The organism is Clostridium sp. CAG:221 (assembly GCA_000435835.1).
GTDB lineage: Bacteria > Bacillota > Clostridia > Clostridiales > Clostridiaceae > Clostridium.
Genome location: FR883390.1, coordinates 42,160 through 57,461, shown reverse-complemented (window position 1 = coordinate 57,461; position 15,302 = coordinate 42,160). Strand labels below are relative to the sequence as shown.

Below are 15,302 nucleotides of genomic sequence, written 5' to 3'. Positions count from 1 at the left end.
AAAAAATAAAAAAGTACAGGTAAGTAATGGTTAAATGATAATAATTTAACAGAAAAGTTAGTTAAGTTAAAAAATATATAAAAACGTTTAAATTCTTAATAAATCAAGAAAATGCATAAAAAAAATTTTAAATAAAAAACTAAAGATAGGTATTTACAAAATAAAAAAAAAAGAGTAATCTATATCTAAGGATAATCATTGTTAATTAATAAACAAAATTGATTAAGAAAATTTATAATTTGGAGGAATAGAAAATGAAAATAGTAGTAGTAGGATGTACACATGCAGGAACAGCAGCAGTAGTTAATTTAAAAGAGCTTCATCCAGAAAGTGATATTACAATATATGAAAAAAATGATAATATATCATTTTTATCATGCGGTATTGCATTAAATGTTGGAAAAGTAATAAAAGATACTAAGAGCCTTTTCTATAACTCACCTGAAAATTTATCTAAGTTAGGTGTTGTAACTAATATGAAGCATGAAGTTTTAGATATAGATTTTGAAAATAAAACTCTAAGAGTTAAAAACTTAATTACAGAAGAAATTTTTGAAGACAATTATGATAAATTAGTATTAACTTTAGGGTCATGGCCAATAGTACCAAAATTTGAAGGTGGAGAATTAGAAAACATAGTTTTATGTAAAAATCATGATCATGCATTAAATATAATAGAAAAATCAAAAGATGCTAAGAATGTTGTTATTATAGGTGCTGGATATATTGGTGTTGAACTTGTTGAAGCATTTGAAATGCAAGGAAAGAATGTAACATTAATAGATGCTGAAAAGAGAATAATGGCTAAATATCTAGATAAAGACTTTACAGATGTAGCTGAAAAAGAATTTACAGATAGAGGAGTAAAATTAGTACTTGGAGAAAAGGTTCAAAAATTTAATGGTGAAAATGGAAAAGTAACAGAAGTTGTTACTGAAAATGGAACATACCAAGGAGATTTAGTAGTATTATGTATAGGATTTGCTCCTAATACAAAATTAGTTCAAGGTAAAATAGATACATTACCAAATGGAGCTATAATAATAGACGAATATATGAGAACAAGCAGAGAAGATGTATTTGCTGCTGGAGATTGTTGTGTAGTAACATACAACCCTGCAAAAGATACAAGATATATTCCACTTGCTACAAATGCAGTAAGAATGGGTACTTTAGTTGCTAGAAATATAGTTAAGCCAACACTTAAGTATATGGGAACTCAAGGAACTTCAGGAATAAAGATATACGAGCAAAATATAGCTTCTACAGGAATGACTGAAGAAGTAGCTAAGGCTACAACAAAAATGAATATTGCTACAGTTTCATTAACTGATAACTATAGACCAGAGTTTATGCCGACTTATGAACCTGCAACAATAAAAATTGTTTATGATGCAGACACAAGAAGAATTCTAGGTGGACAAATAATTTCTAAAATAGATTTAACTCAATTTATGAATACTTTATCAGTTGTTATACAAAATAATATGACAATAGAAGAACTAGCAATGACAGACTTCTTCTTCCAACCACACTATAATAAACCATGGAGCTTATTAAATGCAGTAGCACTTAAAGCTCTATAATAAAAAATGGACTCGTTAGCGAGTCCTTTTTTTATTATGAATTATGAATTATGAATGATGAATTAAGGATGAAATTCCTTAGGGAATTTCTGAAATATATATTTTTTAAGAATTTCGTAGAAATTCTATCCTTAAATTTTTACATGCTTGCATGCAAAAATTTAATTAGCTTATTAGCGTAGCGATATAAGTGTTTAATTAGTCACTTGTGACGACTTAACTAGAGCATTACTGAAAGTATATGCTCGACTTAATTAATTTTGGCCATTTATGGCTATTTAACTAAGTGAATAAGCGAAGCAACATTCACTGATTAACTAAAATTGATTTTTCAATTTTAAAGGTGGACTAAAATTATTTTACAATATATAATATATTTAGAATTAATATATTTTTTAAGGATGATGGGAACGTTCCCTTATTAAGATATACATATTAATATGTATTAATATTTGTAAATGATTGTTTAAGGAGGATTAATAATATGAAAAAAGTAATAGCTATAGGTGAAGCCTTAATTGATTTTATACCACATGAAAAAGGAAGAGCATTAAATAATGTAGAAAACTTTTTAAGAGTACCTGGAGGAGCACCATTAAATGTTGCGGCAGCAGTAGCTAAATTAGGCGGGAAATCACAAATGCTTACTAAGCTTGGACAAGATGGATTTGGTGATGCAATATTAAATGAAGTAAAGCCTTTAGGAGTAGATGTTTCAAGAATATCAAGAACAAAAGAAGCTAATACAGCATTAGCATTTGTGTCATTAAGAGAAGATGGAGAAAGAGATTTTTCATTCTACAGAAATCCAAGTGCAGACATGCTATTAAGTGCAGAAGAAATCTGTTCAGAAGACTTTAATGAAAGAGATATATTACATTTTTGTTCAGTAAGCTTAATAGATGCACCAATTAAAGAAGCACATAGAAGAGCTATAGAAATAGCCAAAGAAAAAGGATGCTTAATAAGCTTTGATCCAAATGTAAGATTACCATTATGGAAACAACCTGAAGATTGCAGAAAGGCAATATTAGAATTTCTTCCTTTATCAAATATAGTTAAGATAAGTGATGAAGAGTTGGAATTTATTACTGGTATAAAAGATGAAAAAGAAGCTTTAGATTCTTTATTAACTGGTGATGTAAAAGTTATAATATATACAAAAGGAACTAATGGAGCAGAATTTATTACTAAGGAAAGAGTTATTTTCTCACCTTCATTTAAAGTTTCAGCACAAGATACAACAGGAGCAGGAGATTCATTTATTGGATCATTATTATATCAAGTGGCAGAAGGTGAATATTCATTAGAGGAGTTAGTAACTTTATCAGAAGAAAAAGTGCAAGAAATATTAACTTTCTCTAATGCTACAGCAGCTTTAACTGTATGTAAAAAAGGTGCTATAGGTGCATTACCATTAAAAGAAGAAGTTTTAGCAAAAATCAGTGAGAGGTAAATATATGATTACTAGAGCGGAATATGAGCAAAAAATCAAAAAGCATATAAATAGTAATATGTCAAAGGTGCTTTCAGATAAGTGGAGAAGTAAATATCATATAATGGCGCCAATTGGTTGGATAAACGATCCTAATGGACTTTGTCAGTTCAAAGATCAATACCATGTCTTTTATCAATATTCACCTTTAGAAGCTAAAGGTGGCATGAAATTCTGGGGACATTATGTATCTAAGGATTTAGTGCATTTTGAAGAAAGAGATATTGCCATATATCCAGATATTGAAGAGGATAAGGATGGAGTTTATTCTGGTTCAGCATTAGCAAAAGATGATACAATGTATTTCTTCTATACAGGAAATGTTAAGCATCAAGGAAATCATGATTATATACTTACAGGAAGAGAACAAAATGTAATATTAGTTACAAGTAAAGATGGAATAGAGTTTTCAGAAAAGAAGATTCTTTTAAGAAATTCAGATTTTCCAGAAGATATGTCACTTCATGTAAGAGACCCAAAGGTTTGGGAAGAGGATGGAATTTATTATATGGTTCTTGGAGCTAGAGGTAAGAATGATAAAGGATATGTGTTATTATATAAATCAGTAGATCTTTATAATTGGACACTACATTCAGTACCAGCTGGTGGAGAAGAAAATATGGGATATATGTGGGAGTGCCCAGATTTATTCTATTTAGATGGTAAGACTGTCTTTATGTTTTCACCACAAGGATTAGAAGCTGATGGATTTAAATATAATAATGTTTATCAAAGTGGCTATGCTTTTGGAAATTTTGTAAATGATAAAAAAGAACTTAAGTTAGATCAGTTCGTAGAACTGGATAGAGGCTTTGATTTCTATGCACCTCAAACTTTTGAAGATGCAAAAGGTAGAAGAATAATGATTGGTTGGATGGGAGTTCCTGATGCAGTAGAACATAAAAATCCAACGGTAGAAAACTATTGGCAGCATCAATTAACTCTTCCAAGAGAATTAAAGATAATTAATAATAAATTATATCAGTTGCCATTAAAGGAATTAGAAACTTTAAGAAAAGATTTAATTGAAAATAAAGTAGCCTTAGATAGCAATGATGTTTTAAATATCATAGATAGAAATACATTTGAATTAAGAGTTGACTTAGAGGAATGTAATAAGTTTAATATGAAATTCAGAGAAGATTGTGTATTATCCTTTGTTGAAGGTGTATTTAAACTTACACAAGGAAAGAGTGGCTATGGAAGAAATGAAAGAGCTGCTTATATAAGCAATCTTAGAAGCATAGATATATTTAGTGATAATTCATCTATAGAAATATTTATTAATGATGGTGAAGAAGTTTTTACTAGTAGAGTTTATAATGATATGTTAGATACAAATGTTATTCTTGAAGGTGAAGGCACAGCTATAATAAGAAAATGGAATATTTAGTATAGTAATAAAGAGTTGATTTAATATCAACTCTTTATTACTATAAAAAACTTTAATTTTTATAAAATATAGTATAAAATGTATTTACTGTTTCTAAATGGGTAGGGTGGTAGATTAAGATGATTATCAATAGTATTAAGGAAAAAGATGATATAAAGCATTTTGTCATGTATGTTTTAATTGGGATAGTAGCAGTAGGCAGTGATAATGTTATATTTAATTACTTAAGAAACTTTAATTTGAGTATGTACGTATCGAATTTTATATCAGTTAATTGTGGATTAACAGTTAGCTTTATTTGTAATACTTTTATAAACTTTAAAAAGGCTGACAACTTAGTTAAAAGAGGAGGATACTTTTTTATCATTGGTTATATTGGAATGTCCATATCAATGGTATTTTTACATTATGGAGTAATTTTCATAAATATCAGCGAGAGCTTAACAAAACTAATATCTACAGCAATAAGTGGATTAATGCAATTTACTTTAAATAAAGTAATCACATTTAGAGAATAGTATAAAATATAGGTAATATATTTGACATTCTATTAAAATGTTGCTTAAATAATTAATGGATGAAATCAGCTATAGATTAGCTGATATGATGAACAAAAGAAAATCGGAGGAAAGTATGGAAAATAGAGCAGGACTAAAGAAAGAAATAAGTCTATTTATGGCTACTATGCTTGTATGTGGGAATATGATAGGTTCAGGTGTATTTATGCTGCCAGCGACTTTAGCGCAGGTATCAGGACCTATGGCCACCATACTAGCATGGATAATTACCACTATAGGTTCAGTATTAATAGCAGTTTCGTTTGCTAATTTGGGATCAAAATATCCTGAAACAGGTGGAGCATATCAATATACAAAGACTGCATTTGGTGAATTTGCTGGATTTTTAAGTGCTTGGCTTTATTGGAATGGATCATGGATTGGAAATTCAGCCATAATAGTAGCAGTTGCAAGTTATGCATCAAGCATATTTCCTATATTAAATAAACCACTAATATCAATTATATTTACTAGTTCAGTATTATGGATATTCACAATAATTAATATTGTGGGTGTTAAACAAGCTGGTAAAGTACAAAGCTTTGTAACAGTATTTAAAATTGCATTTTTTGCATTGTTTATTATTGTAGCGTTTCTTAATTTTGATATGTCAAATATAGTGCCATTAATACCAGAAGGAAAGGGATTAAATACTATTCCATTGGCAGCAACTTCAACACTTTGGGCATTTGTTGGTCTTGAAAGTGCAACAGTGACTGCAGGTGAAATTAAGAATCCAGAAAAAAATGTTAAGAAGAGTACTATCTATGGAATAATTATAACTGCAGCAATTTATGTTTTAATTAGTGTTGCCAGCATGGGTGCAATGTCAAATAGTGAGCTTGCAATGAGCTCCGCTCCATTAACAAGTATTTTAACTAATGCTTTAGGTAGCTCAATTGGTAAGGCATTAACTGCAGCTGTTGTTATATGTATTTTAGGTACTACTATAGGATGGCTTATGTCTACAGCGCGTGTAGCCTATGCAGCTGGAGAAGATGGAGTATTCCCTAAATTCTTTGGTAAGATACATCCAAAGTATGATACACCAGCAAATGCCATAATTATAGGTTCTGTTTTAGTTAATATATTGCTTGTAATGAATTACCAAAAAAGCATGGTATCATCATTTACGTTTATAACAATACTAGCAACATTATCGTACTTGCCAGTATATTTATTAACTGTAGCTGCTGAAATAATGCTTTCATTTAAAAAAGGTGAAAAAATTACTTTCACAGGTTTTATAAAGAAATCATTTGTGCCACTTATAGCTTTTGTTTATACATTATGGACGATATATGGCTCAGGTGCAGAAACTGTAATGTGGGGATTCATTTTAATGCTTGCAGGGATTCCATTTTATATTTACAATCATCATAAAAATAATCATTAATAAAAAAGATAAAAAAACTGTTAGAAAAATGTTTGTAGCAGTTTTTTTATGATATACTGAAAATAATACTAAAGACTATATGGAGGGGCAAAATGAAAGTAGATTGGAATAAAAAATATACAACCATAGCTATTTATGCTTTTTTAGTAATAGCTTCAAGTATAATAGTGTATCTTATGGCATCTCAGGCTGAAGACTTAAAACTTAAGCTTAGTGGAATGATTGCAACAATGCAACCATTTATAATAGGTGCAGCAATAGCATACATAATTAATTTTATCTTGAACTTTTATGAAAAAGTAATTTTTGAATTAAAATATATAAATAAATTAAATAGAAAATATAGAAGGGGATTAGGGCTAGTACTTTCTTACTTTACAGCTATTATATTAATAGCTTTATTCATGCAGTTTGTATTGCCACAATTAGTAGACAGTATCGTAGGATTAGCTAATAATATTCCTGAATATGTTAATGATGCAACACATGTTATTGCAGAAATTAGTGAAAAGTTTAATTTAGAAAGTAAATATATGAATATGATAGTGGAAAAATGGAATGAACTATTAAATTATATTATTACTTTACTGACAAATCTAATACCTGTTATAGGTAATTTTATTATGACATTAGGTTCAAGTATCTTAAATATAATAATAGGAATAATAGTATCAATTTATATATTGATAGATAAGGAAAAGTTTATAGCTTTATCAAGAAAGATTACTTTTAGTATTTTTTCACAAGAAAGATCAAAGAGAATAGTAGAATTAGCACGAAGAAGTAATGATACTTTTGGTAAGTTTTTAAGTGGTAAGATTTTAGATTCATTAATAATTGGTATATTGACTTTTATCATCTTAACAATATTTAAGATGCCATATACACTTCTGATATCAGTTGTTATTGGGATAACTAATATAATACCATTTTTCGGACCTTTCTTTGGAGCAATTCCATCAGCTATTATTATATTATGTGTATCTCCAATAAAAGCATTGTGGTTTATTGGAATCATATTAGTTATACAACAGATTGATGGTAATATAATAGGACCTAAAATATTAGGAGATTCCATTGGAATATCAGCTTTTTGGATATTATTTTCCTTACTTATATTTGCAAAATTCCTGGGGCTTATAGGAATGATAATAGGTGTTCCTATATTTGCAATAATTTATTCAATAATTAAGGAAAACGTAGAAAGAAAATTAAAAGCAAAGGGATTGCCAGTGGAAACAGAAAAATATAAATAAACATAGATAAAAAAGATAGTGTACTCACTATCTTTTTTGTTTATATAGAAGTAATTAGGCTATTAATCTTTTCACAGTTTACAAGTGATACTAATGAATCATTAAATGAGGTAGCTTTATTTAATATTTTTAATGCAGCATCTTTTTCCTGCTTATTAAGTAAGATTAAACCTAAATAATAATAGGGTTCCATAAAGGATACATTGCTGTCAACAAGAGCTTTGAATTTTTCTTCAGCTTCATTGTAGTTTCCTAATAAATAATTAGCTTCAGCAAAATTTGACTTAAGCACATCACTAGAATCATTATAGTTTAGGCCTTTATTTATGATAGTTAAGGCATCATCTATTTTATTACTGACAATAAGGAGAGAAGTAAGTGTTTCATAAAGATAAGTTGTTTCACTTTCTTCTAAAAGCCTTTTAAGATTGCGTATAGCTTCTTCTGTTTTATTATTTTTCCAAGCAACTAATGATTTAGATATATTAATAGAAAGTAAATCAGCAGATTTAATTTTAGAATTATCTAAAGATAGAGAGTTAATATAATTTTCAGCTATAGTACAATCTCCATATTTAAGTTCCATAATTAAATAATTGTTAATGATAAAACCAGGAATATTTTCCTTAGTTACAGTTTGGCGGTAAAGCTTTAAAGCTTCTTCATAGTTTTTTGAAGCATATAACTTGTTTGCTTTTATAATTTTTCCTAAATAGAGGTTTTTGCCAATAAGTATGCAGAGAACTATTAGCAGTAATACCATGGCTAGAAGTTTATTAATTGATAATATCACTAAAAATGCTATAATAAATAATAATACATAAATTGTAGATTGTTTTATTTTTCCCATTTTAACCACCTATATATTTAATAATTATTAAAGAATATTATACAATAAATTACAAAAATACTAAAGAAAATATTTTTTTATTTATGAAGTTTATAGTTGATACTACGATAATTAAATATAAAATATATTATGTGAGGTGAAAAATAGATAAATTTTATCTATATATTTATGAATAATAATTTAGGACATAAGTTTAAAGTATATTATTGTATAAAAAAGAAGAAGAGAAATCCAGTAGGCGATATTATAAATGATTTTTACTTTCAAGATGAATTAGAATATGTTTATGCTAAGGATAAACATGAGGCCGTAGAAAAGTTTTTTAAGAAATTTGGATTTATGAACGTAGTATCTAAGATTGAACAAATAAGTTAAATTATATTTTTAGAAAGGAAATAAGAAGATGAGCAAATTATTTATAAATTACCCTAAATGCAGCACATGCAAAAAGGCAGAAAAGTTTTTAAAGGAAAATAATATAGAATTTATTAATAGAAATATAGTAGAAGAAAATCCAAGTGCAGAAGAATTAGCTTTATGGATGGAGAAAAGTGGTTTAGAACCAAGGAAGTTCTTTAATACTTCAGGTGTTTTATACAGAGAAATGAATTTAAAAGATAAGATTAAGACTATGTCAAAGGAAGAGATGATAGAAATCTTATCTACTAATGGAATGCTTGTAAAAAGACCATTATTAGTTATGGATGATAAAGTACTTGTAGGTTTTAAGGAAGAAAATTATAAAGAAATTATATAAAACTAAAAGTAGAACTGCAGATAAAGCAGTTCTATTTTAAATTAAAGGAAGATAAGTCTATCATCAATATACAATGCTTTAGGAATATGTTAAAATACTAAGCGAAAGGAGAGATTCATATGGAAAACTACATCATAAGAAGCAAAGCTAGAAGACAGCTTAAGGATAGAATGGGACTAGCAGTTCGAACAATATTGCTTTCTACAATTTTACTTAATATAGTAAATGTAATGTTGGATATTACAGATGATAATATTTTACCATTTTACATATTATTTGCCATAGGATATTTATTTATTTCTGCACCAATACAAGCAGGAAGATGCAAGTTCTTGTTAAATATGGTTCAAGGAAAAGAAGAACCAAAGTTATTAGATTTATTTTCACAGTTCAATATATTTTTAAAAGTCTTTGCCATGGGACTAATAATATTTATTATGGAAGCTGTGATAATGCTAATACCAATGTTAATTATATTTATTACAAAAGGCTCTTTAATTGAAGGTGTAATGAATGTAAAATTATCAGTTAGCAGTGTTTCTTTAATTTTTATAAGTTCATTAGCTGTATCCATTTTTTTATTAATTATTCAGATAATATATTCACAAATAAATTATATAATGGTTGAAAATCCAGAAATAAAAATAATTGAGTGCATGAAGAGAAGTAGAAAGATGATGAAGGGAGTTAAATTTAAGTATTTCAAATTACAATTCTCCTTTATTGGATGGTGGATATTCTCCATATTTACATTGGGAATAGCTGCTTTATGGGTGAATCCTTATGTAATGCTTGCAAACACAAACTTTTATGAAGAAATAAAAAATAGAATTAGTTAATAAAAAGAGGCACATAAAGTTAAGGCTTTGCTTATTTTAGCAAAAATATAACTTTAATGTGCCTCTTTTATATAATTATAGGGTGTTCATACTGATGAATTTATTAATTTCTAATATATCAGTAGAACCAGTAAATTCAAGCTTAATTGTGCCTAAACCAGAATAGGCAAGGGTAAGTTCTGAATCTAAATCAAAATGCCCAGAGGTTTCTATAGAAAAAGCCTGTAATTTAGAAAATGGCAGAGAAGTATAATCCTTTTTCTTGCCTGTCAAACCTTGTACATTAATAGTTATAATTCTTTTATTGGTGAAGATAACCATATCTCTTATAGTTGAAAATGTATAGGATATGCTTTCGCCATCAATTAGAAAATCAGCAGTTGCGTTTAATCCATCTTTATTATTAATTTGTCTTAATTTTACGTATTCGCCATTATTAAAATCAATCATAAGAAAAATCTCCTTAAAAGTTTTTATTATTATTTTAATATTTTTATTTAAATAATACCATAAAGTAATTTATCTTAAAAATATTTTTCCTCTGTTGAAAAAGTATAGGTAATAAAGTAAACTTTAGAAAAGGTATTAATGTGGAGGTGCAGCATGAGAAAAATATATTATGAAGATCAATATAAAAAAGAATTTGTAGCGGAAGTTGAATCTATTGAGGAAATTCATGGCAAATATCATGTAAGGCTTAATGAAACTGCTTTCTTTCCAGGAGGAGGCGGACAACAAAATGATTTAGGTTTTATTGAAAATATACCAGTAATTGATGTATATGAAAAATCTGGGGAAGTATATCATGTTTTAGATAAAAAACTTATTAAGATACATAGAGTAAGGTGTTCTATAGATTGGGCAAGAAGATTAGATGGAATGCAACATCATTTAGGACAGCATGTTTTATCTGGATGTTTTTATCAGCTATTTAATGCTAATACTGTCAGTGTGCATGTTGGAAAAGAAATTGCAACAGTAGATATTCAAGGAATACTGACAGAAGAGCAAATAAGACAGGCAGAAATTAAAGCCAATGACTGTATTAGAGAAAATATTAAAGTGGAAATGCTTACTCCTACAAAGTCAGAATTGAAAAAAATTAAAGTTAGAAGAGATTTACCAAATACTGATGAGGAGATAAGGATAGTTAAAATTGGCGATTTAGATATTAATGCTTGTTGTGGAGTACATCCTTCTTCAACATTAGATTTAGGAATAATAAAAATAAAAAAATGGCAAAAGCATAAAGGAAATACAAGAATTGAATATCTAGTAGGAAATAGAGCTTTTAATGATTATTTAAAAGTTGATAATTTTAGCAATGATATTTGTAAATATCTAAGTTGTGGAAAAGATGATGTTATTAATACAATTAATAATTTATCAAACCATATAAAAGAGTTAAGTGATGAAAATAAGAGCTTAAATATTAAGTTATCAGATTATCAGATTGTTGAAATGCTAGAAAGTTCAGAAAAAATAAAGGATATTTCGATTATAAAAAATATATATAAAGATACAGATATGAAAAGTCTTATTAGATTAGCAGATAGAATTACAGAAAGAAGCAAAGCTATTGTATTATTTGCTCTAGTACAAGATGATAAAGCTAATATGATATTTAAATCTTCTGTCCAAGTTAAAGATATTTCTATGAATGACCTTTTAAAAGATGCTATAAGCTTAATTGATGGTCGAGGCGGTGGAAGTCATAATCAAGCTCAAGGCGGTGGAAAGAATAATAGTAATCTTAAATCTGCAATGGAATATGCAATGATGAAAATAAATAAACAATTAAAATAATTAAATTTAACTCTTCTATTTTAGATAATAAATAAAAACTATATGTAGTGTGAAATTTGTGAGAAATTTACTAAAATCATGCCAATGTATAGAAAAAAATAACATAAAAGTATAAAATTATAATAAAGTCTGATGTAGGAGTGTTTATAATGTTGAAAAAAATAATTGTTTTTTTAGCTGTGTCTTTTATAATTATATGTACCTTAATGGGAGGAACATATTTATATGTTAAGAATAATATTTATGAAGAAAATAATTTAGCCAGTGAAGATAATGGTAAGGGTAAGGAAGAAGAAAATATTGATGATGTAAAATATGAAGAAGTCGAAGGGATAACTAATGTGCTTTTAATTGGTAGCGATGAAAGAGAAGGGGAAGAAGGTGCAAGGTCAGATTCAATGATAATTGCAACTTTAGATAATAATAATAAAAATATTAAACTTACATCCCTATATAGAGATACTTTAGTTAATATACCTGGATATGGAGAAGAAAAATTAAATTCTGCATATCAGTTAGGTGGAGTTAATTTATTAATAAAAACAATTGAAGATAATTACAAAATAGCAATTAAAGATTATATTACTATTAATTTTAATGGTTTTGAGGAAGTCATTGATGAAGTAGGCGGCATAGAAATAGATGTAAAAGAGCATTTACTTTCCGAGCTAAATAAATATATTGGAGAATCAACAGGTGGAAATGATTGTCCTGTCAATGAAAGTGGTCCGCAACTGCTAAATGGAAAGCAGGCACTAGCTTATGCCAGAATAAGATATAATTGTGGAGATGATTATGAACGAGCTGAAAGGCAGAGAGAAGTATTGGTAAAAATTGCAGAAAAGATAAAGGAAACTAACCCCATTAAATATTTAGGTATTGGTAATGTGATGCTTAAATATATAAAAACAGATATTGATCCAATAGATGCAGTAAATATGGCCTATACAATTTATTCTTTTGACAAATTAGAAATAAAACAAATTAGTATTCCTATACTTGATATTACAAAGGATATGGAATATAAAGATTATGGTAGCGTACTTATAACTGACTTAGAGCAAAATGCAAAAATACTTAATAGATTTATTTATAAAAACACTGATTCTGATGAAATTACTCTTACTTATGATAAAATTTTATCATTAATTATGGAATATGAAGCAGTTCAAAGAAGTTATGTACATGGAAACAATTATAATGAAGAATATAATTATAGTAATGAGAATAATAATTATGTAAATGAAAGTGAAGAAGAACCCTTATATAATATATATGATGGAAATGAGTATTATTACTTTGAATAGCAAGATAAATAGGTAAAACTAATATATTTTAGTGTTACCTATTTTATTTTTATGATAAAACAAATAATAACATTTGTTTTTAACTTTCATATAATAAAATATAAAAAATATATCACAAAGGAGATATAATTATGTACGATGAGAAACTAAAAGGATATGAAGGATATGAAGAATTTGAAGATATATGTGATGTAAGAGGTTTTGAACATGCACAAGAAGGCAGAAACATGGATATAACAGTAGAAGATGATGATATAAAAAGTTGCAATAACTTTGATAATATTGACTGTATAGATATAGAAAAAGCTTCATATTCTAAAGGATCTTGTAATAATCATGCAGAATTCATTATAAGCAGTTTTAAAAAATGTAATGAGGAAGAGCCTTGCAGTGAGCACTGTAAATCTAAAGGATCTTGTAATAATCATGCAGAATTCATTATAAGCAGTTTTGAAAAGTGTAATGAAGAAGAGCCTTGCAGTGAGCACTGTAAATGTAATGAAGAAGAACCTTGCAGTAAGCAGTGCAAATGTAATGAAGAAAAGCATTATTTTAAGCATCATAAGTGTAATGAGGGAGAACATTATATTGAGCATCATAAATGTAATGAGGAAGAGCCTTATATTGAGCAGCATAGGTATAATGATGATGAGCCTTATATTGAGCAGCATAAGTGTAATGAGGAAGAACCTTATATTAATCAAAATAGGTGTAATGAAGAAGTGCCTTATATTAACCAAAATAGGTGTAATGAAGAAGTGCCTTATATTAACCCAAATATGTGCAATGAAAATCAAAATAGGCGCAATGAAGAAGAATATTATGTTGAGCAAAATAGATTTAATGAAGATGAGTCTTACATTAATCAAGATAGATTCGATGAGGAACAACCTTACATTAATCAGTTCAAATATAATGTAGAAGAAAAATGTCAAGATAAATGTCAAGATAATTGTAACTATAATTACGATTATGATTATAATTATAATTCACAAAATTGCTTACAAAATAATGAATGTAAACCAAAGAAGCAGAATAAAAAAACAAGGAATAGGTCTTATATGTCATATCGAAAGGGTGTACAGGTAGGATATAGGATGGGATATATGAAGGCACAGCAAGAATTAAGAAGAAGGATAATGTATATGTACAATATGTTTCAATGTAGATAGTCATATACTCTTCTCAATAGAAAAGTTGAATTTTTCAACTTTTCTATTTAGTTTATATTTATATTATACTCTAAGTAAATTTGGCAAAAATAAATATATATATATATTTATTAGGAGAGTATAAATGAAAGATTTAATTAATAAAATAGATGCTTTTGGTGAGAAAATCATAGGATTTATCTACAATAAGAATAGATTTATTGATAAGCTAATGATAGCAGTTACTTTAAGTGGTGAACTAGGTATTATATGGATTATAATTTCTTTTTTCTTATTTAGCAGAACCAAATATACTAAGGAAGCTATTATGGTATTATTGGCTATAGCATTAGCTTCTATATTAGGAGAAGGAATAATTAAGCACATAGTAAAGCGAAAGAGACCTTTCATTAAAAATAACATAATAAAATTAATGATTTCTCAGCCTGGAACATATTCATTTCCTTCAGGTCATACAGCATCTTCTTTTGCAGCAGCTACTGTATTTATAAGAACTGATATGAGGCTTACATATTTAATAGTAGTTATAGCTATTTTAATATCTTTTTCAAGATTATATTTACGAGTTCATTATTTATCTGATGTTATAGGTGGAATAATATTGGGAGTTTTTTCAGGAACAATAGTAGTGATGATATTTAAATGAATAGGAATAATTAAGGCATACATAAATATATTCCTATCCAACTTAGATGAAAAGTAATCATATAAATTTTTACCTAAATCATAATTTAATGAGTCTTTTTCAAATATGACTCTAGTAGGAATAAATATAATATATCTTCTTTCAATAAATTATAAATATATTTTTTACATTGCTTAAATAATATATACGTAAAATTGCATATTAAAAATTCTTTAGGAAAAAATAAATTTAGTTTTAGGGAA

The 15,302-nt window shown here is 27.5% G+C and carries 15 protein-coding genes; 13 read left to right on the top strand and 2 right to left on the bottom strand.

Features of this window, described 5'->3' with window-relative positions:
- Positions 1-254: 254 nt before the first annotated feature.
- From Q5O44_RS05685 to Q5O44_RS05660, 6 genes are all read left to right on the top strand, one after another.
- Positions 255-1,586 (top strand): FAD-dependent oxidoreductase, encoded by a 1,332-nt coding sequence (locus tag Q5O44_RS05685; protein ID WP_022167431.1) that lies wholly within the window; start codon positions 255-257, stop codon positions 1,584-1,586.
- A 484-nt stretch (positions 1,587-2,070) separates the two neighbouring features.
- Positions 2,071-3,042: a carbohydrate kinase gene (locus tag Q5O44_RS05680; RefSeq protein WP_022167430.1), complete on the top strand. Its 972-nt coding sequence runs from the start codon at positions 2,071-2,073 to the stop codon at positions 3,040-3,042.
- Positions 3,043-3,046: 4 nt separating this feature from the next.
- Positions 3,047-4,474, top strand: a complete 1,428-nt coding sequence (locus Q5O44_RS05675) for a glycoside hydrolase family 32 protein (protein WP_022167429.1) — start codon at positions 3,047-3,049, stop codon at positions 4,472-4,474.
- Between the two features lie 119 nt (positions 4,475-4,593).
- Complete coding sequence (locus Q5O44_RS05670; RefSeq protein ID WP_022167428.1) at positions 4,594-4,992, top strand: GtrA family protein; 399 nt, start codon at positions 4,594-4,596, stop codon at positions 4,990-4,992.
- A 115-nt stretch (positions 4,993-5,107) separates the two neighbouring features.
- A complete protein-coding gene (locus Q5O44_RS05665) occupies positions 5,108-6,427 on the top strand; it encodes an APC family permease (RefSeq protein ID WP_022167427.1) in 1,320 nt (439 codons plus the stop codon).
- A gap of 92 nt (positions 6,428-6,519) precedes the next feature.
- Positions 6,520-7,683, top strand: coding sequence for an AI-2E family transporter (locus tag Q5O44_RS05660; protein ID WP_022167426.1), 1,164 nt, complete (start codon positions 6,520-6,522; stop codon positions 7,681-7,683).
- A 40-nt stretch (positions 7,684-7,723) separates the two neighbouring features.
- Here the strand turns inward: Q5O44_RS05660 and Q5O44_RS05655 are convergent, their stop codons facing one another.
- Positions 7,724-8,533, bottom strand: a complete 810-nt coding sequence (locus tag Q5O44_RS05655; protein WP_022167425.1) for a M48 family metallopeptidase — start codon at positions 8,531-8,533, stop codon at positions 7,724-7,726.
- A 168-nt stretch (positions 8,534-8,701) separates the two neighbouring features.
- Between Q5O44_RS05655 and Q5O44_RS05650 the strand changes: the two genes are divergently transcribed.
- From Q5O44_RS05650 to Q5O44_RS05640, 3 genes are all read left to right on the top strand, one after another.
- Positions 8,702-8,908 (top strand): hypothetical protein, encoded by a 207-nt coding sequence (locus tag Q5O44_RS05650; protein WP_022167424.1) that lies wholly within the window; start codon positions 8,702-8,704, stop codon positions 8,906-8,908.
- Between the two features lie 28 nt (positions 8,909-8,936).
- Positions 8,937-9,290, top strand: coding sequence for an arsenate reductase family protein (locus Q5O44_RS05645; protein WP_022167423.1), 354 nt, complete (start codon positions 8,937-8,939; stop codon positions 9,288-9,290).
- Between the two features lie 119 nt (positions 9,291-9,409).
- The gene (locus tag Q5O44_RS05640; RefSeq protein WP_022167422.1) at positions 9,410-10,129 is read left to right on the top strand and encodes a DUF975 family protein; all 720 of its coding nucleotides are present in this window, start codon (positions 9,410-9,412) and stop codon (positions 10,127-10,129) included.
- A 75-nt stretch (positions 10,130-10,204) separates the two neighbouring features.
- Here the strand turns inward: Q5O44_RS05640 and Q5O44_RS05635 are convergent, their stop codons facing one another.
- Positions 10,205-10,579 carry a PH domain-containing protein gene (locus Q5O44_RS05635; RefSeq protein WP_022167421.1) on the bottom strand — a complete coding sequence of 125 codons (375 nt, stop codon included), beginning with the start codon at positions 10,577-10,579 and terminating at the stop codon, positions 10,205-10,207.
- 153 nt (positions 10,580-10,732) lie between these two features.
- On the opposite strand from Q5O44_RS05635, the gene Q5O44_RS05630 reads away from it, so the two are divergent.
- The 4 genes from Q5O44_RS05630 (at position 10,733) to Q5O44_RS05615 (ending at position 15,060) form a co-directional block, all read left to right on the top strand.
- A complete protein-coding gene (locus Q5O44_RS05630; protein WP_022167420.1) occupies positions 10,733-11,935 on the top strand; it encodes a DHHA1 domain-containing protein in 1,203 nt (400 codons plus the stop codon).
- Between the two features lie 149 nt (positions 11,936-12,084).
- A complete protein-coding gene (locus Q5O44_RS05625; protein WP_022167419.1) occupies positions 12,085-13,242 on the top strand; it encodes an LCP family protein in 1,158 nt (385 codons plus the stop codon).
- A 131-nt stretch (positions 13,243-13,373) separates the two neighbouring features.
- Positions 13,374-14,414 (top strand): hypothetical protein, encoded by a 1,041-nt coding sequence (locus tag Q5O44_RS05620; protein ID WP_022167418.1) that lies wholly within the window; start codon positions 13,374-13,376, stop codon positions 14,412-14,414.
- A gap of 124 nt (positions 14,415-14,538) precedes the next feature.
- A complete protein-coding gene (locus Q5O44_RS05615; protein ID WP_022167417.1) occupies positions 14,539-15,060 on the top strand; it encodes a phosphatase PAP2 family protein in 522 nt (173 codons plus the stop codon).
- Positions 15,061-15,302: the final 242 nt, after the last annotated feature.